This is a genomic window from Halomonas zincidurans B6 (assembly GCF_000731955.1).
In the GTDB taxonomy this organism is placed as follows: domain Bacteria; phylum Pseudomonadota; class Gammaproteobacteria; order Pseudomonadales; family Halomonadaceae; genus Modicisalibacter; species Modicisalibacter zincidurans.
In genome coordinates this window covers 2,404,921-2,428,822 of sequence record NZ_JNCK01000001.1, presented here as the reverse complement: position 1 = coordinate 2,428,822, position 23,902 = coordinate 2,404,921, and the positions used below count along the sequence as shown (strand labels likewise).

General features: G+C 58.9%; 23 protein-coding genes, 1 tRNA gene and 1 pseudogene. 7 read left to right on the top strand and 18 right to left on the bottom strand.

What is annotated here, in order from left to right:
- Positions 1-39: 39 nt before the first annotated feature.
- Positions 40-1,158 carry a tRNA guanosine(34) transglycosylase Tgt gene (tgt, locus tag HALZIN_RS0111435; protein WP_031384346.1) on the bottom strand — a complete coding sequence of 373 codons (1,119 nt, stop codon included), beginning with the start codon at positions 1,156-1,158 and terminating at the stop codon, positions 40-42.
- 74 nt (positions 1,159-1,232) lie between these two features.
- Positions 1,233-2,270, bottom strand: a complete 1,038-nt coding sequence (gene queA, locus HALZIN_RS0111430) for a tRNA preQ1(34) S-adenosylmethionine ribosyltransferase-isomerase QueA (protein ID WP_031384345.1) — start codon at positions 2,268-2,270, stop codon at positions 1,233-1,235.
- Positions 2,271-2,463: 193 nt separating this feature from the next.
- On the opposite strand from queA, the gene HALZIN_RS0111425 reads away from it, so the two are divergent.
- Positions 2,464-2,550 (top strand) — tRNA-Leu (locus tag HALZIN_RS0111425).
- A 294-nt stretch (positions 2,551-2,844) separates the two neighbouring features.
- On the opposite strand, the gene HALZIN_RS0111420 is transcribed toward HALZIN_RS0111425, so the two are convergent.
- Both HALZIN_RS0111420 and HALZIN_RS0111415 read right to left on the bottom strand, forming a co-directional pair.
- Entirely contained in the window at positions 2,845-3,708 is an 864-nt protein-coding gene (locus HALZIN_RS0111420; RefSeq protein WP_031384344.1) for a copper resistance D family protein, read from the bottom strand.
- Between the two features lie 28 nt (positions 3,709-3,736).
- Positions 3,737-4,099, bottom strand: a complete 363-nt coding sequence (locus tag HALZIN_RS0111415) for a copper resistance CopC family protein (protein ID WP_051907487.1) — start codon at positions 4,097-4,099, stop codon at positions 3,737-3,739.
- Between the two features lie 268 nt (positions 4,100-4,367).
- Between HALZIN_RS0111415 and HALZIN_RS18695 the strand changes: the two are divergent.
- A pseudogene (locus tag HALZIN_RS18695) lies at positions 4,368-4,619 on the top strand (transposase); the annotation flags it as partial.
- A 345-nt stretch (positions 4,620-4,964) separates the two neighbouring features.
- On the opposite strand, the gene HALZIN_RS17560 reads toward HALZIN_RS18695, so the two are convergent.
- The 13 genes from HALZIN_RS17560 to HALZIN_RS0111345 all read right to left on the bottom strand — a co-directional run bounded on the left by HALZIN_RS17560 (position 4,965) and on the right by HALZIN_RS0111345 (position 16,193).
- Entirely contained in the window at positions 4,965-5,129 is a 165-nt protein-coding gene (locus tag HALZIN_RS17560; RefSeq protein ID WP_201448194.1) for a hypothetical protein, read from the bottom strand.
- Positions 5,130-5,200: 71 nt separating this feature from the next.
- A complete protein-coding gene (locus tag HALZIN_RS0111400) occupies positions 5,201-5,647 on the bottom strand; it encodes a DUF411 domain-containing protein (RefSeq protein WP_031384340.1) in 447 nt (148 codons plus the stop codon).
- Positions 5,648-5,987: 340 nt separating this feature from the next.
- Positions 5,988-6,224, bottom strand: coding sequence for a hypothetical protein (locus tag HALZIN_RS0111395; RefSeq protein WP_031384339.1), 237 nt, complete (start codon positions 6,222-6,224; stop codon positions 5,988-5,990).
- 797 nt (positions 6,225-7,021) lie between these two features.
- Positions 7,022-7,273 (bottom strand): SNARE domain-containing protein, encoded by a 252-nt coding sequence (locus HALZIN_RS0111390; protein WP_031384338.1) that lies wholly within the window; start codon positions 7,271-7,273, stop codon positions 7,022-7,024.
- The gene (locus tag HALZIN_RS0111385) at positions 7,270-8,187 is read right to left on the bottom strand and encodes an NAD(P)/FAD-dependent oxidoreductase (protein ID WP_031384337.1); all 918 of its coding nucleotides are present in this window, start codon (positions 8,185-8,187) and stop codon (positions 7,270-7,272) included. Before HALZIN_RS0111385 ends, HALZIN_RS0111390 begins: the two co-directional genes overlap by 4 nt.
- Positions 8,180-9,073, bottom strand: coding sequence for a cytochrome c biogenesis CcdA family protein (locus tag HALZIN_RS17145; RefSeq protein WP_051907486.1), 894 nt, complete (start codon positions 9,071-9,073; stop codon positions 8,180-8,182). Before HALZIN_RS17145 ends, HALZIN_RS0111385 begins: the two co-directional genes overlap by 8 nt.
- A complete protein-coding gene (locus HALZIN_RS0111375; RefSeq protein WP_160171097.1) occupies positions 9,073-9,681 on the bottom strand; it encodes a peroxiredoxin family protein in 609 nt (202 codons plus the stop codon). The genes HALZIN_RS17145 and HALZIN_RS0111375 overlap by 1 nt, the downstream gene beginning before the upstream one ends.
- 160 nt (positions 9,682-9,841) lie before the next feature.
- Positions 9,842-10,654: a prolipoprotein diacylglyceryl transferase gene (gene lgt / locus HALZIN_RS0111370; protein WP_031384334.1), complete on the bottom strand. Its 813-nt coding sequence runs from the start codon at positions 10,652-10,654 to the stop codon at positions 9,842-9,844.
- 143 nt (positions 10,655-10,797) lie between these two features.
- Positions 10,798-11,496 (bottom strand): TVP38/TMEM64 family protein, encoded by a 699-nt coding sequence (locus HALZIN_RS0111365; protein WP_031384333.1) that lies wholly within the window; start codon positions 11,494-11,496, stop codon positions 10,798-10,800.
- 350 nt (positions 11,497-11,846) lie between these two features.
- Positions 11,847-12,296 carry a heavy metal-responsive transcriptional regulator gene (locus HALZIN_RS0111360; protein ID WP_051907485.1) on the bottom strand — a complete coding sequence of 150 codons (450 nt, stop codon included), beginning with the start codon at positions 12,294-12,296 and terminating at the stop codon, positions 11,847-11,849.
- A 64-nt stretch (positions 12,297-12,360) separates the two neighbouring features.
- Entirely contained in the window at positions 12,361-12,993 is a 633-nt protein-coding gene (locus HALZIN_RS0111355; protein WP_031384331.1) for a peroxiredoxin, read from the bottom strand.
- A gap of 233 nt (positions 12,994-13,226) precedes the next feature.
- On the bottom strand, positions 13,227-15,716 hold the full coding sequence (locus HALZIN_RS0111350; RefSeq protein WP_035575325.1) for a heavy metal translocating P-type ATPase: 2,490 nt from the start codon (positions 15,714-15,716) through the stop codon (positions 13,227-13,229).
- Between the two features lie 72 nt (positions 15,717-15,788).
- Positions 15,789-16,193: a heavy metal-responsive transcriptional regulator gene (locus HALZIN_RS0111345; protein WP_031384329.1), complete on the bottom strand. Its 405-nt coding sequence runs from the start codon at positions 16,191-16,193 to the stop codon at positions 15,789-15,791.
- A gap of 406 nt (positions 16,194-16,599) precedes the next feature.
- Here HALZIN_RS0111345 and HALZIN_RS0111340 point away from each other — a divergent pair, with 406 nt between their 5' ends.
- The 3 genes from HALZIN_RS0111340 (at position 16,600) to HALZIN_RS0111330 (ending at position 19,729) form a co-directional block, all read left to right on the top strand.
- Positions 16,600-18,036 carry a multicopper oxidase family protein gene (locus HALZIN_RS0111340; RefSeq protein WP_150113110.1) on the top strand — a complete coding sequence of 479 codons (1,437 nt, stop codon included), beginning with the start codon at positions 16,600-16,602 and terminating at the stop codon, positions 18,034-18,036.
- Between the two features lie 636 nt (positions 18,037-18,672).
- Positions 18,673-19,086: a GreA/GreB family elongation factor gene (locus tag HALZIN_RS0111335; RefSeq protein WP_031384327.1), complete on the top strand. Its 414-nt coding sequence runs from the start codon at positions 18,673-18,675 to the stop codon at positions 19,084-19,086.
- 34 nt (positions 19,087-19,120) lie between these two features.
- Complete coding sequence (locus HALZIN_RS0111330) at positions 19,121-19,729, top strand: LysE family translocator (RefSeq protein WP_031384326.1); 609 nt, start codon at positions 19,121-19,123, stop codon at positions 19,727-19,729.
- A gap of 8 nt (positions 19,730-19,737) precedes the next feature.
- Here the strand turns inward: HALZIN_RS0111330 and HALZIN_RS0111325 are convergent, their stop codons facing one another.
- Positions 19,738-21,384: an isovaleryl-CoA dehydrogenase gene (locus tag HALZIN_RS0111325; RefSeq protein WP_031384325.1), complete on the bottom strand. Its 1,647-nt coding sequence runs from the start codon at positions 21,382-21,384 to the stop codon at positions 19,738-19,740.
- Positions 21,385-21,794: 410 nt separating this feature from the next.
- Between HALZIN_RS0111325 and gbdR the strand changes: the two genes are divergently transcribed.
- Together gbdR and mtgA are read left to right on the top strand one after the other, a co-directional pair.
- Positions 21,795-22,937, top strand: coding sequence for a choline metabolism transcriptional regulator GbdR (gene gbdR / locus HALZIN_RS0111320; protein ID WP_031384324.1), 1,143 nt, complete (start codon positions 21,795-21,797; stop codon positions 22,935-22,937).
- Positions 22,938-23,114: 177 nt separating this feature from the next.
- Positions 23,115-23,819, top strand: coding sequence for a monofunctional biosynthetic peptidoglycan transglycosylase (gene mtgA / locus HALZIN_RS0111315; RefSeq protein WP_031384323.1), 705 nt, complete (start codon positions 23,115-23,117; stop codon positions 23,817-23,819).
- Positions 23,820-23,902 lie beyond the last annotated feature (83 nt).

Genomic DNA, 23,902 nt, shown 5'->3' with positions numbered 1-23,902 from the left:
GACACGGCCTCGACCGAAATAAATAAGATCGTCGCTAGTTCACTGCGGCGCGTCGGGCACGCTCAGGCCCCGTCGTGCATAGAACATATTCACGAAGTCCGCCAATGTACCCGCTTCGATAGCACCGCGCAAACCGGCCATGACGCGCTGGTAATAGCGCAGATTGTGGATGGTGCTGAGCATCGAGCCCAGCATTTCGCCACACCGGTCAAGGTGATGCAGGTAGCTGCGCGAGAAGTGCCGGCAGGTGTAGCAGTCGCAATCCTCCTCGAGCGGACGGGTATCATGACGATGCTTGGCGTTGCGGATCTTGACCGTGCCCTCGGCGGTGAACAGATGGCCGTTACGGCCGTTGCGGGTGGGCATCACGCAGTCGAACATGTCGATGCCGCGGCGCACGCCCTCGATCAGGTCCTCGGGCTTGCCCACCCCCATCAGGTAGCGCGGCTTGTCGTCGGGCATCCAGGTGGGGAGATAGTTCAACACTTCGATCATCTCCGCCTTGGGTTCGCCCACTGACAGCCCGCCGATCGCCAGGCCGTCGAAGCCGATCTCCTCGAGCCCTTCCAGCGATCGCTTGCGCAGTTCCGGATACATGCCGCCCTGGATGATCCCGAACAGCGCCGAGGGCGAATCGCCGTGGGCGCGGCGCGAACGCTCGGCCCAGCGCAGCGACAGCTCCATCGAGCGTCGCGCCTCGTCCTCGGTGGCCGGATAGGGCGTGCATTCATCGAAGATCATCACGATGTCCGAGCCCAGCGAGCGCTGCACGGCCATCGATTCCTCGGGGCCCATGAACACCTTGGTGCCGTCCACCGGCGAGCGGAAATGCACGCCTTCCTCGGTGATCTTGCGCATCGCGCCGAGCGAGAACACCTGGAAGCCGCCGGAGTCGGTGAGGATCGGCTTGTCCCACTGGGCGAAGTCGTGCAGGTCGCCGTGGGCCTCGATCACCTCGGTGCCCGGGCGCAGCCACAGGTGAAAGGTGTTGCCGAGGATGATCTCGGCGCCGATCTCCGCGACGCTTTGCGGGGTCATGCCCTTGACGGTAGCGTAGGTGCCCACCGGCATGAACGCCGGGGTTTCCACCGTGCCGCGGGGGAAGCTCAGCCGGCCGCGGCGGGCACGCCCGTCGCTGGCCAGGCGCTCGAAACTCATGAAGCATTCGTTACGCATGCAATTCTCGAAAATGATGGATGACGCCGCGGGCTGAAATCAGCGCGTCTGGCGGGTCAGGGCTTGCGTGTCAAAAACATGGCATCACCATAACTGAAGAAGCTGTAGCGCTCATCGACCGCGGCGCGGTAGGCGCGCATCACGGGCTCGAAACCGGCGAACGCCGACACCAGCATCAGCAGGGTCGATTCGGGCAGGTGGAAGTTGGTCACCAGGCCATCGACGCAGCGCCATTCATAGCCCGGGTAGATGAAGATGTCGGTCTCGCCGCGAAACGGCGCGATCTGGCCATCGTCGCTGGCGGCGCAGACGCTCTCCAGGCAGCGCACGCTGGTGGTGCCCACCGCGATCACCCGGTTGCCGCGCGCCTTGGCGGCACGCACCTGGGCGCTGACCGTCTCGTCGACCTCGACCCATTCGCTGTGCATGGGGTGCTCGCGGATGTCGTCGACGCGCACCGGCTGAAAGGTGCCGGCGCCCACGTGCAGGGTGACGAAGGCGGTCTCGATGCCGCGCTCGCGCATCGCCGCCATCAGCGGCTCGTCGAAGTGCAGCCCGGCGGTGGGCGCGGCCACCGCGCCGTCGCGGCGTGCGTAGACGGTCTGGTAGCGCTCGCGGTCGGCGAGTTCGTCGTCGCGTTCTATATACGGCGGCAACGGCATGTGGCCGTGGCGCTCGAGCAGTTCGATCAGCGGCGTGTCGCCGAGAAAGCGCAGCTCGAACAGCGCCTCGCGGCGGCCCTCGACCACCGCGCGTACCTCGCCTTCGAAGATCAACTCGCTGCCCGGCCTGGGCGACTTGCTGGCGCGGATGTGCGCCAGCCCGCGATGGGCGTCGAGCGGGCGTTCGAGCAGCATTTCAACGCGCCCGCCGCTGGCCTTGTGGCCATGCAGCCGCGCGGGAATCACCCGGGTGTCGTTGAACACCACCACGTCGCCCGGCGTCAGGCGCTCGAGCAGGTCGGGAAAGCGCCGGTGCTCGATGGCACCGCTGTCGCCGTCCAGGCACAACAGCCGGCAATCGCTGCGCTGTTCGCTGGGGTAGCGAGCGATCAGCTCGTCGGGGAGATCGAAGTGGAAGTCGGCGCGCTGCATGGCTGCGTGAAGGCTCGAGATAGTAACAAGACGATAACGGTCAAAACCTGTCTGCGGAGGGCGCTTCGATACGCGAAGACGCTTTCCCCGGCAGGGGCCGCCCGCAAAGGCGCACCATGATAATCGACATGCGCGATTAAGTCAGGCCCGGCGATTGACGAACCCGGCGAGACCCGTATAATCCTGACCCGCTGCCGGCGTGGCGGAATTGGTAGACGCAGCGGATTCAAAATCCGCCGCTGGAGACAGTGTGTCGGTTCGAGTCCGACCGCCGGCACCATTGCTTCAAGCAATTAGCGGTTTCCTTCTTCGCTTGGACCTTCCCGATTTTTCCTGCGTGTCCACAAGGTGTCTACGCACTCTGGGCTGCAAATCTGCCGGCTGCAGGGCGTGGATACCTATACCTACCTGATCGACGTGCTACGGCACATCGTCCTCCCTCCGGCCTCTCGCGCCGAAGGGTTGACGCCGCTCTGCTGGAAGGCGCTGTTCGCCGCCGCTCCTCTCCGGTAGAGATTGAAGGGTAAGTCCAGACGTTCTGGAATGACCCTTACCGTTCCAATCCGCACCGACGTCACTGCTCGAAGGGAGACGAGTAGGTGGTGAGCACTGCCGTAATTGTCAGGATGATGCCGACCGCGATCACCTCGGAGACGATTGATCGGCGCAACGCTGCGCTGGATCCCGGCACATTCGCAGCGAACCTTGGCACGAGCTGGAAGCGATTGAGACCGGCGAGAGTCAGCAGTCCGGCGAACGCCACTAGCTTGAAGACAAGGATGTTTCCGTAGCGGCTCTCCCATAGCGCCGAAAATTCGCCAATAAATAGCCACGCCAGCGCTATTCCCGCCAGGACGAGAGCGCCAACGAGGACCATGGCCAATGTGCCGAAGCGTTCTAGCACCCTTGCGACACGAGAGGTATCGGAAGCATAGCTCACCCCTATCAATGGCCACAGTGCACCAATCCAGTAGCTGACTGCCAGAAGATGCAACGCGATTAGCAGTCCTCCTGCCATCCGGGCTTCCAGATTCGCCGTATGACCTATCAACGCAAACGACGCCACGACCAGAAGCGCTCCCAGCGCCCCGATGCCATATCCGAGTGGGCGCCGCAGCCAGACGAAGCCGATCATGGCCAGCCCCAGCCAGCGAAGTTTAGTGCTGGTACCCACTGTAGATTCGAACAGCATGCCCAGATAGAACGGCTCGAACATCCCACCCAGCCCCTCACCACTCAGAAAGCCGGCGCGAAGCGGAATTGCCGCGGCTGTGAGCACACTGCCCATGAGCGCGAGGCCGAGCGCCGTCGTTACTGTTCTGCTGCACTCGCGCTCGTTCAAGGTTGGAAACAGGGCTAAAAAGAGCGCACTACCGGCCGCGCTCAACACTACGGCATAGCTCACCGCCTTCAGTACGAAACTAGCCAATTCCCACATAGGTCTCTCCTTGGCTTCACCCTTGTGGTCATTGCTTCTTTAAGTTGAACTCGAAGTTTCCTTTCATGTTATGGCCATCTTTGGACATCGAGCGCCATTCGACGCTGTAGTGGTTAGGCTCGAGTGCTGGTAACGGCAGTGCATAGTCGGCTTGTAACTGGCGCTCGGGTACCTCGAGCGACAAGGACTCTTGACCCTGCGGCGTCAGGGCGACATATGTAAGAAGGAGGGGAGATGTGAACTGCAGTTCGAGCTTGGCTGGCTCCTCGGTGATCGTGGCGCCATTCGCGGGTGAAAAGCTTTTCAACGCCGAGTGCGCTTGAGCAAGGGAAGCACCCATGAGAAGAGTGCTTGGTATAAGGCCGATGGCCAGGGCTGTTTTTACATTCATCGGATAGATCTCATCCCGGATATTTCCTCAGATATGAAAAAGCGGCTGAAAATCGGTTATGATTCAAGAGCCTAACCAAGAATCACCGACCACAGCCGCTATGACGAAATGTACCACGCCCACCGCCTCGTTTCCACGCTGCAAAGGCCGCCATGTCACTGCTCGTTTCGACAGCGGTGAGTTCACCTCCAAGAAAGGTGTGTTCCTGCTCCGCCAGCAGGATCGCCCGTCGCGATGACGCCCGTGCCTCTCGCCCTGCCGGCACCGGGCGGAGACCACGCTCCGGCAGCGCGTCTTCTTCAGCCTGGTGCTGGGCCACGAAGACCTCAACGATCATCTGCGCCGTGATATCGCTTTGCAGACCGCGGTCGATACCGACGGCGTGCTGGCCAGCCAGTCGACGCTGTGTCGCTTCGAACAGCGGGCCAGTCGTTACTACCCGCGCGGCGATATGGAGAACCGCATCAAGGAGCAGCAGTGGCTCTTCCGGAAGCTGACCTGCAAGCGGGTGCCGGGATGAACGGCACGGTACGGGGGCAATATTCGGGCTAGAATGTTTTCTTAGTAGTAGTGGGGGACATGTCAGCGTGGGCCTGCTGTGCTGCCGTCTCACTCTGGCTGGCAGACTCGCCTTTCTTGTCCTTCTTGCATTTCGTCAGGCACATTACGCCGCACATGAGCAGACATGGCAATAGTGCCAGCAGAATAGGGGCCATGCCGAGTATGACTAATTGGTCCCAACCCATGGCGAGACCGCCAGCCACGATTACGGCACCCAGGATCCATAAGCGGCGCGGGCCTGATACCAGGCTTTTGAATCCAGATTTTTCTTGACCTTGATTAGGCTTGTTGCCACCACAGCAGCTCATAGTGATACCTCTTTTGAAAGTTCAATAACTTCTTTGAGAAAATCGGCCATTTCGGGGCTATCCCACCTAGTGGCGACCACCAGGCGCCCGATATCTTCACCATGGGGATCGATCAGTAACGTCGTCGGAATCGCCACAGTGTCAAGCTTGGCTCCGGCCATGCCGCCGCTATCAGGCACACGATGGCTACGGCCCGCTTAAGGGGAAGTGGCAGCAACTACCGATGCCGATATTAATAAGTGGCGTAAACTTCAGGTGAATTGGTAGGTTGAAATGATAAGGTATAGACTTCGATAGGGCCTTGTTTTTCGCCTCCCATGCCCGGTGCCCCAAGAGGCATGCCGGGTACACTCAAGCCTTTGATAGACGGTTTTTCTGCCAACACCTGCTTGATGCTTTCGACATTGATATGGCCTTCGAAGACGTAGTTATCGATCAGCGTAGAGTGGCAGCCGTAAAGCTTTTCAGGAATGTTGTACTCTGCCTTGATCTCTGCCAAGTCATTGGTATCGATCACTTCGACATCAAAACCATTTTTCTCTAGATAATCGGCATACGCGGCACAGCATCCGCAGTTCGGGCTCTTGTAGAGGGTAGCCTGCGTTACTGCAGCGAGACCTGACAAGGGGAACAGGAGCATCAGCAGGGCAGTGAAGGCTATCGTCTTGACGTGTTTCATTGATCGTCTCTCTAGCAAATTAATATTTATCCAGCTCTGCTTATATAGCAAGCTGGATATAAATATAGTGTTGCAGCTTGTCTAAAATACCATTGAGCAAAACTTTTGGGTCTTTCACTAATGCTAGTGGTGGCTTCTCTATTGTCCGTTGCGATATTGTCCGTTGCGATTGTGCCAGTGCGTAGCTCGCCCGTATTCGCAACTCTGTGTCGGTTTCTTGGAGCGAACAAGCAGATAAGGTAGATAACGGAGCATAGCAATATTTTTCATGCATTATGCCCCCACTGTGATATCTAGAAGCAGGCTGCCCCGAGGCGAAGCCACAGAGCAGCCAGCCCAATCAGGCGCTAGTGTCGTTTTTCTGTTTTTCCATCATGTCGTTACATTTCTCCATCATGGAATTCATTTGCTTCATCATGCCCATCATGTTGCCTTGCATGCCACCACCTTCTTGCATCATGTTGCCTTGCTGGCCTTCCTCGTTCTGCACATTTTCCTGCGCGAAGAGTGAACTAGCCCCAAAGGTGCTAACGGTCATCACTGTGGCTGTGAGTACTATATTGCGCATCTTTCGCATGACAAACCCCTCGCTGCTTGGTTTGGCCTTTTCCTTCACCAGGGAGTAGTGCGCCGCCCCGAAAAGGCTTTCACTATATCAAGCACTACAATATCAAGCACTACACCCTTAGCCTAGAACCCAAGCCCTGCCTGCAGGTCAACGTATTATCTCCTGCGTTTGGTAGCCCGGATATTGCAGCTGGTCGCTCGCGCCCTCGCTTGCTCTTTGATTCCATAGACAATTTTCCTTACTCGATCGTATACCGCGGTACGGCGCTCAATCGGAAAAACCTCTGTGAAACCCATTATCTGCGCGATCATCACGGCACCTGATGCAACGTTCGGGCTAGGCGGGGCCGGTAGTCTTGCTCGAAGCATATCCTTAAAGTAGGCTTTAGAGTCAAGGGGTTTGAGAGGCTTTTTTGCCTCGGCTTTTATCTTCCATTGGGCTCGACAAAGGAGCGTAAGCTGCTGATTAAATTTGAAATATGTTGTCGAAATTGGCACTAGCAAGCGGGATGCGGTCGGTGCCGGCAGGCCAATGGCTTCGAAGGTCACGTTGTTCAAGATACTGAAGTACCGGCCGGGCTTTACCGTCGACGGCGTTGCACCCTGGCCTAGACGCAAGCGTGGGTCGGGGAGTTTACTGAATGGTACAATACAAGCACCGCCATGGCGCCCTTCGCCACGTTACCCCAAGCAGCGGCACAGCCGGGCGCATTCTGGCACAGCGTCGTGAGGTCCTCCAGCCAGAAAGCGATCAAAAGATAGACCTTGGGCGATGGGTAGCACAAGGCTCGTGGGGGTCGTCAGGCATCAACTGCCTGTCATGATATGTGATTCGAGTTTCTCTATTGAAATAGCCCCCATGCCAAAAAACTGGCCGTCAACAAGCACGCCCGGACTTGCCAGGATACCGTGTTGCAGTACCAGTTTTTCACCCTCCGGCGATAAGGCGTCAATATGCGCCACCTCGAGTGCCGAATATCTATTTTTTAACTCATCGATCTCAGCCTGCAGCTCGGCACAATTCTGGCAGTCAGGCGGGCTTACTAAAGTTATAATCATGATTTAATCTCCCGTTTAAGTTGCGTATCAATATACTGCGCGGCTGAAAGGGCGGCTTTGACTCCGTCCCCGACGGCCGTCGTAATCTGTTTGTGCGGTCCGCTCGTAACGTCACCGGCGGCGTATACGCCGGGCACGGACGCGGCCATAGTCCGGCAGTCAACACTAATGTAACCATCTTCGTCCAAGTCTAGTATGCCATCCGTGAATTGGGTATTGGGCATACGCTCAGCAGCTATGAAAACGCCGCTGACCGGCAGTTCTTCAGTCATATTATTAGAGTGATCACCATGATATCTGAGAGCAGCAACCTTTTGATCGCCGATAATTTCGACTGGCCAACCTTTTGGCAGCAAAGTAACCCTATCATAACTGAAGGCTGGCTGAACCGGCCGCGACTGCAGAAGATAGGCGTAGGCACCGATGCGGGACAGTTGCTCCGCCATGGCCAAAGCCTGCTCCGGCCTGCCGATGACCGCCACCTTTTTACCTTTGAAATACGGACCATCACAGGTCACGCAGTACGAGACACCTTTGCTTGAAAGCTCCTTTTCGCCCGGCAGACCTAGTGTTCCATGCCGGACTCCCGTCGCTATGATGGCAGTTCTAGCTGTAACCGTATCCCCGCCAGCGAACGTAATCTTTAGCAGCTGGCCTGCCCTCCGTATTCCGGCTACGGTTGATTTCCGGCAATCTATAGAATTTCCAGGTTCCGTTATTTGTTTTGCGAAGCTCGCTGCCAGCTGGCTGCCGGTTACGCGCGTTTCTCCGGGCCAGTTTTCAATTTGGTCGATTTTTCCCAGCTGACCTTGTAACGAATCGGCGGCCAGCAACACTTTCAGGCCGCGCCGCGCCGCGGTCGTTGCCGCTATCATGCCGGCTGGGCCGCCGCCGATTACTGCCATGTCATACATGTTTTCCGCTCTCGTCGTCATCGGGCTGTTTCAGCTCCCTTCGAACCAAACGAACCAAAAATACAAGCAGCGCAATGAGCAGCAACCCGAAAAGCGCCTCGCCAAACGGTACTTTTTCAACAGCCCCAGCAAGAACGTCCACCCAGCTCTTGAGTTTGATAGAAAACTCCGAAGAAAACGAACTCGCCGTATTCCATCCCAGTAACGACAAGATCAGGAAAGAAACACCGGCCAATGTAAATACAATGAACGACAGAAAGTTGGAGAGCGGAACCGTCAGGCTGCCAAGCCGAACCTGGCTCTTTTGCAGTTTCTGGCTCTTACGCCACAGGCCTTGCTTGTAAAATAGGCCGAGCACGAACAGCGGGAAAACGATGCCAAAGGTATAGGCCAAACCGACGGCACCGGCCTGCAGAAGAGTCGGCGAAATGGCAGCCAGCGTCAAGGCACCCAGCACCACCGGCGCGCAGCAGGCACTGGAAATGCCTGACACGACTCCCAGCGCATAAGCAGACGCGGCGTTGGTCACCCTCGGTGACTGCAACCGGCTGACGAACGGCATTTTGAGTCTTTTACCGTACAAGGTCATGACCCCGACGCCGATCATCAACAAAGCGCCGGTCGCAAAGACATAGGGGTGGAACGCCGACAAAAAGGAGGTCAGGAAACGGGCTCCCAGCACGATAGGCAGAATGATCGAGGCAACCCCCAGCGCGAATACCGATGTCAAGAAAATCACCTTGGAGCGCGATTTGAACACCGTACCCAGATAAGCCGGCAGCATCAGCGTGATGCAGCACGGCGCGAACAGCATGATAGCACCGCCGAAAAAGGCGACAATTAACGATGCGCTGGTTAAAAGCGCTGAAGCACTGCCGGCGTCCACTATGAGCTACCTCCCAGCACTTTTTGGACCTCAGACAGGATTTCTGAACCAGGCACAAACATCCTGCCGCCAGGCACGCTCATGCCAACGCTCGGCCAGTAGTCTTTGCGCCACAGAATCTTGCCATCCTTGCCGACTAACACGAATGTATGCCCGGCACGCCGGCCCATACCCATGCTATAGGGCAAGAGGTCATAGTCTTGCTCGGTTTGGGCGTCTTGGTATGACAAGACAGGTGACTTCAAACCGTAACGCGAACTGGCTTTGCTCATTGCTTCTGGTGAGTCCAGTGCGACGTAAAGCAATTTGACATCCATTTTATTGAAGTCAGACAGGTACTTATCCAGCTCCGGCATTTGCTGCATGCAAGCGTCACATGACAACCCTTCGTGGAAATAGATAAGCACGTTTTGTTTACCTCTAAAACTTGATAGCGTGACTCGTTTGCCGTCAGACGAAGGCAAATCAAAGTCGGGAGCCATTGAACCCTGCGAGGCCTTTGATGCGGCCTGCGGTGATGATTTGTTATCGTTGCTGGCAATGAACACGAATAAGCCTATGACTGCCACGATTATTCCTGACCATATGCCGGTTTTCTTAATATTCATAAAATAATTCCTCTCGTAGGCTTTGCCGGTGTTTATGTCGCTGATGGCCATGTCACCGAATGGCGTGATATGTCTCGGGACACTATATGTCTCGAGACGCTATGCAAGATAAATCAGCTGATTGGCGATGCTTGCTCGAAACCATTTGAATAGTTACTTATCATGAAGATACTGTCCTGTTCTCGCTACCAAACGGCCGACGCCTAGCCCAAGCCATTAGTACCAGGCCTGCAAGAATCATGGGCAGGCTCAGTAGCTGTCCCATGGTCATCCAATCAAAGGCGATAAAACCTAATTGAGGATCGGGCCGACGTACGAACTCCACAGCAAAGCGGAAGCTACCATAGAGCACCAGGAACAGACCGGATGTCATGCCGCGTTGATGCGAACGGCTCGAGAACCACCACAACACAACAAACATGACAACGCCCTCTAAGGCGAACTCATAAAGCGATGAAGGATGACGCGGCTCTGGTCCAAACCCCATCATTGATGGGTACACCATAGCCCAGGGGACGTCACTGACGCGTCCAGGCAGTTCATGGTTGATGAAGTTTCCGATACGTCCGGCCCCTAGGCCGATTGGCACTAATGGAGCTATGAAATCAGTAAGCTGGAAAAAGGCCAATTGGTGCTTTCGAGCAAACAGTAAGGCGGCAACAAGTACCCCGATGAGCCCGCCATGGAAGCTCATTCCTCCTTCCCATATCTTGAATAACCATAAAGGGTTGGCAAGTAGCTGATCGAACCCATACACCAAGGCGTAGCCAACGCGTCCTCCCACTATGATGCCGACAGCACCATAAAAAATGAGATCGCCTACGTCATCGTGACTCAAGCCTATACGGTGGGCACGCCGACGCCCAAGCCACCAGGCGGCAGCCAGCCCGATCACATACATCAGCCCATACCAATAGACTTTAATCGGCCCGATGGCGATAGCCACAGGATCAATGGTGGGGTATTGCAGCATTTGTCTTTCCTCTGTCTTGTTGGTTAGCGTAGAATGCCACGATCAACGCAAAGAGTCCTAGCTCAGGAATGATTTTGACGAGCATGGAATAATCTATCCTGAGTGACGTTATTTAAGCTGAGAACGGCAGTCCCTTCATCTCGTCAACTTGAGCGATTCTTTCGGTTGCGCTGCCAAACCCAAACCAGCTTCGTCAAGATGGGTAAAAGGGTAATTCCACTAATCAAAAGCAGGATAACTGTCATTCCCCTGGAGTCGGCAGTGATGAACGCTTCGCCGAACGCGGCGATCATGTACGCTGTCGGAATTACGCCAGCCAAGGTGGCCACCAAGAATCGCCAAAAAGCAAGCGGTGTGAGGCCCGCCGCGTAACTGACGGCATCGAATGAAATGAACGGCACCAATCGGGATGCAAAAACTATCAGCATTATTCCCGTTTGCGAGCGTTCTTTGCCTAGCCAGGTCAGCACAGGTCTAATATGTGACCAGCGGTTAGCCGCCTCATAACCAAGTAAGCGTGCAATACAAAAGGCAATTAGAGCACCGGCCTCGGCACCGATGACCACATAGAGAGTTCCCCAGAAAGGGCCATAGGTAGCCCCAGCCACCATGGCAATCGGCCCGCTGGGGATTGGGCTCATAACAATGGCCCCTACCATCAGCCCAATAATAGCCAGTGGCCCCCAGAGGCCAAGCTGATTGACCCACTCACGTAACGCTTGTTTGTCTGCGAGTATTGATAAAGCCCCTGTTTCCATCAGCGCCCAGTAGAGAACAGCCAGGCCAATTAGTGCCGAAGCTCCCCAGACGAGCCTCTGCTGTAAACGCAGCTTGTGTGCCATACGCCCTCTTATCATGAGGCTAAGCCTCTCGACTGCGTCAATATTCATCAACCTACTCGGCGCTTTTCCGGGGTTTACTGAAAAACAGATATTTAACTAACGCAGCAATGCCGAGTATCAGCGCCACCACCAGAAGAATGACTATCAGACCAAGTCCAACCATTCCCCAGGTGCATGCGTCACTTCCCATCATTTCACCATCTCTATTAATTTAGCAGGTTAGGGCTATGTTTCGCAGCAGCAGGTTTTAAAATACTCCTGAAGGCCAGCAAACTTGCTTGGTGGTAGTTAATGATTAGATAAGGCATGCCGTCAAAATGCCGTTCCTGATCCACAACGTTGCCGGTAAGTCATGCCTTTAACATGGACGGTTTACAAGCAATTCTTGGCGCAGCAACGTCATTCTTAACTACTGCCTCGATAATAGGGCATCCTTTCTGCATGGGCCCTTCTCCTGAGCATTCGGAGAGCGTTTTTGAAAGCACCGACTCGATCTTAGAAAGATGCTTGAGCTGCTCGCGAACTTTGACCAGCTTCTCTTCGGCAATCCGCTTGGCTTGTGCCCGGTCGCCGTTGGCATCCTGCAGGATCAGCAGCTCACGAATCTCATCGAGGGTAAAACCCCATTGCTTGGCCTGAAGAATGAACCGCAGCCTGGCCACATGCGCCTCGGGATAGCGGCGGTAGTTGGATTCCGTTCGCTGGGGGTTCGGCATGAGCCGCTCTTGCTCGTAGTAGCGGATCGCCTGGGTGGCAATGCCGCAGCGCTCGGCCAGTTGCCCGATACTGTAGGTTTTCATCAAGAGTTCCTCAGCGACACTTCAGGCAACCCGGTGCAACCGGGCCACCTGATCTTTCTGTTGGTTACTTGGGCTGGCGGACCACACGCAGGTACGGTGTCTGCGCATCCCAGCCTTCAGGAAAGCGTTCCCTGGCTTCCTCGTCCGACACGGAGGGGACGATGATGACGTCTTCGCCGTTCTGCCAGTCCACCGGGGTTGCCACCTTGTGCTTGCCGGTCAGTTGCAGCGAATCGATGACCCGCAGGATTTCATCGACATTGCGACCCGTGCTGGGTGGGTAGGTCAGGGTCAGACGAATCTTCTTGTCCGGGTCGATGATAAAAACGGTGCGTACCGTCACCTTGGGGTCGGCCTTGGGATGAATCATCCCGTAAAGCTCTGCGACCACCCGATCCTCGTCAGCCAGTAGCGGATAGTTGAGAGAAGTCCCTTGAGTGGTCTCGATGTCCTTCGCCCAGCCGGCATGGGAGTCCAGCGGGTCGACGGAAACGCCGATCAGCTTGACGTCGCGCTTGTCGAACTCGCCTTTGCGCTGGGCAAACGCGCCAAGCTCCGTCGTGCAGACAGGCGTATAGTCGGCCGGGTGGGAAAACAGCACGGCCCAACTATCACCAAGCCACTCATGGAAGCTGACGGTGCCTTCCGTTGATTCCACTGTAAAATCGGGTGCTACTTCTCCAAGCTGCAAAGCCATCACGCTATCCTCACGTTGGGGTTGAATGATGCATTGCCTACAATAGCCTTAAAGCGAACTTTAAGGTCAAGCCTTTTCCTTGCTGCAAGCCAATCAGGGGCTAGTGCCCGGCCTTAGCAGACCAATTAGCAACATGACAAAAAGGTTGCGCATGGTCGTGTTTTCTCCCGGAGGGGTTAATAAGGCTGGAGGAAATACCATTCAGCACTTTTCCCTCGTTTCAACGTCTAGAATTAGGCTGAGTATTCAAGGGCTGGTTCCTCATTGTTAGCCCTCGGGTCAGGTGCATTCCCTTGGGGCTGGAAGCGACGCAGCCGCAGAGAATTCGTCAGGACGAAGATGCTGGATAGGCTCATGGCCGCAGCCGCCAGTATCGGGTTGAGCAGGAAGCCGGTGAACGGATACAGCGCCCCTGCCGCTACCGGAATCAGTGCCACATTGTAGCCATAGGCCCAGACAAAGTTGGAAAGAATGGTCTTGCGGGTGCGTTTGGATAGAGCCGTGGCATTGACGATGCCTCTCAGATCGCCGCGCATGAGCACGACGTCGCCGGCCTCGATGGCAATATCGGTACCTGTGCCAATAGCAATGCCCACGTCGGCTTGCGCTAATGCCGGTGCATCGTTGATGCCGTCGCCGACGAATGCGGTATTGTGGCCTTCAGCCTGTAGTCGCTTGATCTCGTTTGCCTTTTGATCCGGCAACACTTCGGCGAGCACCTGATGAATCCCCACCTGCCTGGCGATAGCCTCGGCCGTGGCGCGATTGTCACCGGTGAGCATGGCTACATTCAGGCCCTGTTCCTGGAGTGACGCAATAGCCTCAACCGAGCCCTCCTTGAGCGGGTCGGCGACAGCGATTATCGCTGCAAGCTTGCCATCGACTGCCGCATACAGCGGGCTCTTGGCCTCTCTGGCAAGCGCCGTGGCACGCTCTTCTGCTTTTTTACCTAGCTCGATGCCGAGCCGGCTCATATAGCGGTCGGCGCCCACATTGAGCTTGTGCCCGTCGACCTCGGCCTCGATGCCAAAGCCAGGTTCGGCCTGGAAGTGGCTGATGGATGGCAGCTCTAGGCCCCGGTCTTTCGCGCCACGTACGATCGCTTCGGCAATCGGGTGTTCACTCTGCGCTTCGACCGCGGCGACCCATCGGAGCACGTCGTTTTCCTGCCCTTCGAGCACAACGAAGTCCGTCAGCTCGGGGCGCCCCATGGTCAACGTGCCGGTCTTGTCCAGCACGATCGTGTTCACCTTGGCCAGCGTCTCGAGCGCCGCCCCCTTGCGGAACAGCACGCCCATCTCTGCGCCTTTACCGGTCCCCACCATGATTGCGGTTGGCGTCGCCAGGCCCATGGCACAGGGGCAGGCAATCAGCAGTACGCTGACAGTGGTGACAAAGGCAAACGACAGCGCCGGGGCTGGCCCGATGCCGAACCACACCGCAAAGGTGATCAGCGCGATCACCAGGACCACGGGCACGAAGATTCCGGCAATCTTGTCGGCCAGCTTCTGGATCGGCGGCTTCTCGGCCTGGGCCGATTCCACCATCTTGACGATCTGCGACAGCACCGTATCGCCGCCGACTCGGGTGGCGCGGAACGTCAGAGCGCCGTTCTTGTTAATCGTACCGCCGACGACCTCAGCGTCTTTCTGCTTGGCGACCGGCACCGGCTCACCGCTGATCATCGATTCATCGACGTAGGAGTGACCTTCCTCGACGACGCCGTCGACGGGAATGCGCTCGCCTGGGCGGGCCAGAATGCGATCGCCGGGTACGACGGCCTCGATCGGCACCTCGACCGTTTCGCCATCTCGAATGACGCGGGCCGTTTTTGCCTGTAGCTGAAGCAGTTTCTTGATTGCTTCGGAGGTGCGGCCCTTGGCGACATGTTCGAAGTAACGCCCCAGCAGGATGAGCGTGACGATGACCGCAGCCGCTTCGAAGTAGCTTTCGGCGGTCCCAGCCGGGAAGAAGCCGGGAATCAGAAGCGCGGCCACAGAATAAAAGTAGGCGGCACTCGAACCAATCATGACCAGGCTGTTCATTCCTGGATTCGCATGTCGCAGTTCCGCATAGCCGGCGCGATAGAAACGCGCCCCGGCATAGAACTGGACCGGGGTAGTCAGCAACCACTCGATACTCATCCAGCCTCGATACGGCATGATGCTGGTGAGAATCGCTTCAAGCGCGGGTATCATCTTGCCCATGGCAATAATCACGACCGGAATCGTAAATAGCGCCGCAATCAGTACCTTGTTGCGGAGTTGGACGCCTTCCTGGTCCTCGCGCTCGGTCTGTGTACTCTCTCCCTGGTCCTGCGGCTCATAGCCGGCATCGCGAATGGCATGATGAATGCGTGGCAACGTTACCGCAGCGGGCAGGAACCGTACAAAAGCCTTTTGCGTGGTGAGATTCACGCTGGCCTGGACAATACCTGGTAGCTTCTCAATGGTGCGCTCAACCCGCGAGACACAGGAACCGCAGGTCATGCCGATAATGGGAATCTCGGCGGTTTCAACGACGGGTTGGTAGCCAGCCTCTTCAACGGCATGGGCTACCTGGCCGGGATTGGCATGCTCTTCGAAAGTAACCGTGGCCTTTTCAGTCGCCAGGTTCACTTGCGCATCCGTGACACCGGATTGCTTCTTGAGGGCGCGTTCCACGCGACCGACGCAGGAAGCACAGGACATGCCCCGGATACTGATATCGACACGCTCGGTCATCTAGAACTCCTGGTAGTATCGCTTACGTTAAGAAGGTTCGTCGCCAAGCCCAGAGAGAAAGGCGCAGAGGCTTTATTTGCCGTCGGTGATCGCTTCGACAATGGGGCACCCTTCCTGCATGGGTCCTTCTCCTGAGCATTCAAAGAGCGTCCTTGAAAGCACCGACTCGATCTTAGAAAGATGCTTGAGCTGCTCTCGAACTTTGGCCAGCTTCTCTTCGGCAATCCGCTTGGCTTGTGCCCGGTCGCCGTTGGCATCCTGCAGGATCAGCAGCTCACGAATCTCGTCGAGGGTAAACCCCCATTGCTTGGCATGAAGAATGAACCGCAGCCTGGCCACATGCTCCTCGGGGTAGCGGCGGTAGTTGGATTCCGTTCGCTGAGGGGTCGGCATGAGCCGCTCTTGCTCATAGTAGCGGATCGCCTGGGTGGCAATGCCGCAGCGCTCGGCCAGCTGCCCGATACTGTAAGTCGTCATCAGTACCTCCTCAGCGAAATTTCAGGCAACCCGGTGCAAACCGGGCCAGCTGATATTCTGTGAGTTACTTGGGCTGGCGGACCACACGCAGGTACGGTGTCTGCTCATCCCGGCCTTCAGGAAAGCGCTCCCTGGCTTCCTCGTCCGACGCCAAGGGCTGAGGCTGCATTGCCTACGATAGCTTTAAAGTTAACTTTAATGTCAATACCCCAGCTTGTCATTGCACCAGGCGAGCTGAAGTGGTCCAACGCACTTGACCTTCGGGCCAGGCAAAGGTTTAAGCTAGCGCTTTTCCCAGCGGTCAGCGGCCTTGCTCGACCGCTGCCATTCTTCCTTCACTATTTTCGGGGTGCCCCGGCTTGACCGGCCTGTTTCCCCCATCCCGCATCAATCAACGGATAAACGGATGCTTACAAGAAGAGATCTCGTCAAGAACTTGCTCCTTGGCGGAAGCGCGGCAACGCTGGTCGCGGGCATGGCCGGTTATGGGGGCTTGCAACAGATATTGTTTGGTAGACCTGCTTTTGCCGCCTCTCTCAAGCCGCTTGCTGTTCCGCCCGTGCTTGGCGGGGAAAACCGGGACGGGGTCAGGGTGTACGACCTCAATCTACAGAAGGGGACTACCCCATTCTACGATGGAGTGAATACGCCCACGCTGGGTATCAACGGCAGCTATCTGGGCCCGACGCTAAAGATGCGGGCCGGGGATACCGTGCGACTCAACGTCACCAATAAGCTCGGCCAGAACAGTACGCTGCATTGGCATGGCTTTCATCTACCGGCCTATGCCGATGGGGGGCCTCATCAGATCATCAAGGATGGTGCCACGTGGTCGCCACAATTTGAGGTGAAACAGCGTGGCTCGATGTTCTGGTATCACTCCCATTTGCCGCCCGTCACCGGCCCGCAGGTGTACCAGGGCCTTGCCGGGCTGATTTACGTGGATGATGAGGAGACCGGGCGCCTGGACCTGCCGAACGAATACGGGGTGGATGACATTCCACTAGTGCTGCAGGATCGCACGTTCGACGATGACGGTTCGCTATTTTACTCCGGCATGATGATGGGCGTGATGGGCAACGTCATGCTCGTTAATGGCAGCTTGAATCCGTATCTTGAATCAAAATCCCAGAAGCTGCGCTTGCGAATACTCAATGGGTCCAATGCGCGCTTCTACTCGCTGGGTTTCAGCGACGCGCGCCTATTCAGCCAGATAGGAACCGATGGCGGGCTTCTGGAGCGCCCGATTGATGTCTCGCACATTAGTCTCGCACCTGGCGAGCGCGCTCAGGTCATTGTTGATTTAAGCGATGGTCGCCCCGTCGTGTTGCGTGCCGTCTCTTCGGGAAGCGGCCCGGTGGGCAGTGAACAGGTGTTCGATATCTTGCGTATCCAGCCCGATCTCGAACGTGCTCGCGTCGCGGCGCTGCCCAGTCGTCTCGCCACCCTGGATCCGCCCGATCCTGCTCAGGCGATCGGGACTCGCCCGTTCGTATTGGGAATGGGCATGACGATCAATGGAAAACGGATGGATCGCAACCGTATCGATGAAACTGTCCGTTTAGGAACCACAGAGATATGGGAGATGAGTAACACCAGCATGGTACCCCATCCGTTCCATGTACATGATGTCCAGTTCCGGATACTCGATCGCAATGGCTCGCCGCCTGCACGGAACGAGAGGGGACTGAAGGATACGGTGGTCGTCAATCCTGGTGAGCGGGTACGCGTGCTTCTGAGCTTTACGGATTACAGTGATCCATATCTGCCTTACATGTACCACTGCCATAATCTTGAACATGAGGACACAGGCATGATGGGCCAGTTCGTTGTGACAGGTTAACCAAGCCTTGAGTATGCACGCCGGCAATAGACGATGCTCGGATGATGGTGGGCCGTTTCCGTCGTTCTCTGCAGCTTGTCCCTGGTGCTCTCCTTTGCAGTGCAAGGGTGTCACGTGCCCTTGCTTCTTACGTTAGTATACATTGGGTTACATTCAAGGATTTCAAGGGCCCGCAACGGTATTCACGAAGCGGGCATCGAAAGTGTTCGTGACCGGGTGCCGACCTGTCGGGCACGACGGAGAGCAGGATCCTGTTGCTCATGGGCTGCGAGGCGTATTGCAAGATTATATTTTCATTGATTATTCTCGGACGCCCGATTGAATTAATTTGCCCTTGTAAACGGGGCCATTTCCGGCAATTGCGAACATTTTTGCGCCTTTAGAATGATGGCGATGCATCTCTGCATCCCTGTTTGGCTGGCGCTCCCTCGGGGGTGCCGGTCCTTTTTTGTGCCTCCGATCGGTCACGGTGGGGCGACTGCCCATTGATCCTTGGTTGAATGGCCGGGCCTGACTTCGATTGGCATTCAGGCTTATGATGAGCGTGCGATATCAGTCCTTTTCCCGCAGCAACCAGCGAGGGCGGGCTGTTTTTTCGCGCTAACGCTCATGGCATTCAAGAGAAGGAGTCTCTATATGCTACGCCGTGCAATGACCTTGAACCGCCTGGACGCCGAACGCCTGCAACGCTTGATCGACGAAATGGACGACATCGACGAGCAACGACTGACCGGCACGCTCCAGGGCAAGCTCGATCTGGGGATCGTCTTCGACCCGCAGGAACTGCCCGCCAGCGTCGTCAGCATGAATACGCAAATTCGCCTGACCGACCCGGGCGACGCACGTTCGATCACCTGCACGCTGGTCTTCCCGCATTCGCTGGACAGCGTCCAGGATGGCCTGTCGGTGTTCACCGACCTGGGTGCCGACCTGCTGGGCCGTTGTCTCGGCGACTGCGTAAGCTGGCCGCGCGGGGACGGCAGCCGGCAGACGCTGCGCATCGACGCGATCCTCTGGCAGCCCGAAGCGTCCGGCCAATTCCACCGTTGAAAAAGTAGCGTGAGGAGAGAGGGATGAGCCCCGCATGCCGCTGACGCTATGGCTGTCGCTCGCCGCCGTTTGTGCGCTGGGCGCGATGTCGCCCGGCCCCAGCCTGGCGATGGTGCTGCGCCATACGCTGGGCGGCGGGCGTACTCCAGGGGTGATTGCCGGGCTCGCCCATGCCATGGGCGTGGGGCTGTACGCCTTGCTGACGGTGTGGGGGCTGGGCGCGGTGATCAGTCGTCAGCCGATGCTGTTTATGGTGATCACCTGGGGCGGCGCGGCGTATCTGGCCTGGTTGGGCATCAAGGCGTTGCGTGCCGGACGCGGCGGCGCGCTGGAGGCACAGGGCGCCGCCAGCGGCCCGGCCCAGGCCGCCAGAGACGGCGTTCTGGTGGCGTTGGGCAACCCCAAGCTGATTCTGTTCTTCGTCGCCCTGCTCAGCCAGTTCGTCAGCGCCGACATGGCGTGGCCCGGCAAGGCGCTGATCGTCGCCACGGCGACGCTGATCGACGGCGGCTGGTACGTCATGGTCGCGCTGGCACTGTCGCACTCCACGGTGCTGCCATGGCTGCAGGCCCGCGCGCACTGGATCAACCGTATCACCGGCGTGTTGCTGATCGCCTTGGCGCTGCGGGTGCTGGTCGGCTGAGGCCGGCTTCAGGGTTCGATGCGCGCGAGTATCGCATCCAGTGGCATGTCCAGCGGCAACACGCCGTAAACCGGGCTGACACTGTCGTCGAGGCGGCTGCGGCAGAAGCTGTCGCTGACCTCGCTGGGCGCGTGCTGCAGGAGCAGGGCGGCCTGCAGGCACTGGGCCATGCGTTGGGTCAGCCAGCGGGCGTTGGCCTCGAGCGAGGCGTGCGGCTCGCTGAACGCGTTTTCGAGCGCTGCCACGGCCCGCGCATACGCCGGCGACAAGCCGCGCGCCGTGGCGAGCTCCTCGCGCAACGCATCGAAGCACTCCGGGTGACGGTCGAACACCCGCAGCACGTCTAGGCAGATCACGTTGCCGGAACCCTCCCAGATCGAGTTGACCGGCGCCTCGCGGTAGAGCCGCGCGAGCGGCGTTTCCTCGACATAACCGATGCCGCCCAGGCACTCCATGGCTTCGGCCATGAACCCGGGGCCACGCTTGTTGTGCCAGTATTTGCCGAGTGCCGGAAGCAGCCGCGCCAGGGCTTGCTCGTGGGCGTTCCCGGGGGTGTCGAAGGCTCGCGCGGTGCGCATCACCAGCGCCAGGCTGGCTTCGCTTTCCAGCGCCATATCGGCGATCACTCGGCGCATCAGCGGCTGCTCGCCGAGCGCGCGGCCGAAAGCCTGGCGCTGGCTCACGTGGCTCCAGGCCTCGAGCAGCGCCTGACGCATCATGCCGGCGGGTGCGGTGGCGGCGTCGAGTCGGGTCTGCTGGACCATCTCGAGGATCGTGGGAATGCCGCGGCCGGGTTCGCCGACCGCTTCGCCGTAGGCGTCGCGGAATTCGATCTCCGCCGAGGCATTGGCGCGGTTGCCGCACTTGTCCTTGAGCCGCTGGATCTCGAGCGCGTTGCGCTGGCCGTCGGGGGTGAAGCGGGGCACCAGAAAGCAGCTCAAGCCCTCGTCGGTCTGCGCCAGGGTCAGGAAGGCGTCGGACATCGGCGCGCTGCAGAACCACTTGTGGCCGGTCAGTCGGTAGCCGTCGCTGGCGCGTTCGGCGTGGGTGGTGTTGGCGCGCACGTCGCTGCCGCCCTGTTTCTCGGTCATCGCCATGCCCAGGGTGACGGCGGGTTTTTCCCAGGCGGGTACCGCGCGCTCGTCGTAATCCCAGGCCAGCAGCCGGAACCGCCACTCGTCGAAGACCTGCGGTTCGCGGCGCAGCGCGGGAATCGCCGCGTGGGTCATGGTCAGCGGGCAGCAGAAACCGGGCTCGGCCTGGGTCAGCAGATAGAGCGCGGCGACATGCGCCTGGTGCCCGCCGTGGTGCTCCTCCTCCCAGGCCACGGCGTGCCAGCCGTTGTCGAAGGCCAGGTGCATCAGTTCATGATAGGCGGGATGGTAGACGACCTCGTCGAGGCGCCGGCCGTGGCGGTCGAACAGCCGCAGCTCGGGCGGGTGACGGTTGGCGGCTTCGCCCAGGGCCTGGACTTCGCGACTGCCCACCGCGGCGCCCAGCGCCTCGAGCCGCCGCGCCACCCAGTCGGGGGCTTCGCGGGCCAGCGCCTCGCGCAGCGGCTGATCGAGTGCGAAAAGATCGCGATCGCGGGGCGCGGGCGGCTGATTGTCGACCCGGTGAGTGGCAAGCTGGCTGCGCGGCGCGTGGTCGGTCATGGCGACCTCCCTTCTATGATTCCTCGCCCAACCATCGCCTCGAGAGCCATCGCTTCGAGAGCCGACGGATTCGCCAGACGTGGCGGGGCAACGTGTCACGGTCTATTCGAGCATGGAGTCGGCGCGCATGGCGGTCAATCGCGACCATCGGCGAGTGGCGCTACGGCGGCGACGTGCGGCGCCCTTGCTGATGGTTTGCCACACGCGACGCGGGAAGCGACCTTGTCATGTCTTTTTGCGACATGGATGTCGTTGATGAGTGCGTTGACTCCGCTTGTCCGCAAGAATGAACTGCAGGAATGTCGCGTTCAGCGATGATCTTGACGCAGTGGGCGATTGACACTGCTAACAATTACAATAGGACCCTTGGGCGCAAACCGAAGGGCGGACCCGTGGAAGAGGAGATCGCCATGGCATCTTCCCAGGCTGTACAGGCATCGTCGGCGGCCGCGCGGGCCGTTGTCCCCCAGACGCTGGGTTTCCTGCTGCTGGAAAACTTCACCCTGATCTCGCTGGCCTCGGCCATCGAGCCGCTGCGCATGGCCAATCAACTGGCCGGTCGCGAACTCTACCGCTGGTACACGTTGAGCCACGACGGCGAGCTGGTGCGGGCCAGCGACGGCTTGCAGATCACCCCCGACGCGGCGACGCACATTCCGCTGTCGCTCGATTGGGTGGTGGTGTGTGGCGGCGTTGCCCCGCATCGCGGCGTGACTCGCGAGCACGTTGCCTGGCTGCAGGCTCAGTCGCGGCTCTCGCGACGGCTGGGTTCGGTGTGCACCGGCAGTTGGGCGCTGGCCAAGGCCGGGCTGCTCGACGGCTACGAGACCAGCATCCACTGGGAGTGCCTGGCGGCGATGCAGGAGGCGTTTCCGCGGGTGCCGTTGACCACCCGGCTGTTCTCGATCGATCGTGACCGCTTCACCGCCTCGGGCGGCACCGCGCCGCTCGACATGATGCTCAACCTGATCGGCCGCGACCACGGCCGCGAACTGGCCGCGGGCATCTCCGAGATGTTCATCTACGATCGGGTGCGCAACGAGCAGGATCAGCAGCGGGTGCCGCTCAAGCACGTGCTGGGCACCACCCAGCCCAAGCTGCTGGAGATCGTCGCGCTGATGGAGGCCAATCTAGAGGAGCCCATCGGCCTCGACGAGCTGGCCAGCTACGTCGACGTCTCGCGGCGTCAGCTCGAGCGGCTGTTCCAGAAGTACCTCAACTGCTCGCCGTCGCGCTATTACCTCAAGCTGCGCCTGACCCGGGCGCGTCAACTGCTCAAGCAGACCGCGCTGTCGATCATCGAGGTCGCCTCGGCCTGCGGCTTCGTGTCCACGCCGCACTTCTCCAAGTGCTATCGCGAGTATTTCGGCGTTCCGCCACGCGACGAGCGCAACGGAATCGACTCCCGCCAGGCGCGCGATACTCCGGGCGAGCGTGAGCTGCGCGTGCGCATGTCCCTCTCGGCGCCACCCGCCGAGCCGCTGTCGAGCGCAGTGCTGGCACTGACCCAGGCGCAGGGCGAGCCGACCTACGCCAGTGTGACGCTACGCTAGCGGCCCGTTTCGCGATGGAAACTTGCATCCCATCGAAGGCAAGCGCACTCCCACAATGCTGTATTCGAATTTGAGTCGCCATGGGGATTGGGCGCGTTGCGTTGGTTGCCGTTCGCCGCCGCGGCGGCGTGTGTTGTTATACTCGCCGGGTCTTCGCACGCACGGGATCGCCATTGCATGTCTCACCCCTGGTCACGCAGGCTGCTGCGCTATTTGCTGCTGGGTATCGCTGCGTTCGTCCTCGCTTCGCTGGCCCTGGTGATGTTCTTTCGCGTGGTGCCGGTGTTCGGCTCGATGGTGATGGTCGAGCGCAAGGTGGAAGCGTGGATCGACGGCGAGTCGCTGGATATTCGCCAGGCCTGGATGCCCTGGGAACGGCTGTCGGATAACGCCAAGCTGGCGGTGATCGCCGCCGAGGACCAGAAATTTCCCGACCATAACGGCTTCGACTTCGGGCAACTGCGCCAGGCGATCGCCGCCTGGCAATCCGGCGACAGCCTGCGCGGGGCGAGCACCATCAGCCAGCAGACCGCCAAGAACCTGTTCCTGTGGACTGGCCGCGACTGGCTGCGCAAGGGGCTGGAAGCCTGGTTCACCGTGCTCATCGAAACGCTGTGGACCAAGCAGCGGATCCTCGAGGTGTATCTCAACATCGTCGAATGGGATAGCGGGGTGTTCGGCCTGGAAGCGGCCGCCCAGCACTATTTCGGCGTCTCCGCCGACCAGCTCAGCATCGCCCAGGCCAGCCGGCTGGCGGCCATTCTGCCCGCCCCGCGCGAGCGCAGTGCCGCGCGGCCGTCCTCGGCGACGCTCCAGCGCAGCCAGTGGATCCAGCGACAGATGCGCCAGCTCGGCGGCACGGCCTACCTCGAGCGGCTGTGAATTCCCGCCGCGCCATGGCGGGTTCATACGCCAAGGGTGATCGCGGCATGCCGGGATCGGTATTGGCACCCTCGCGGCGCCCC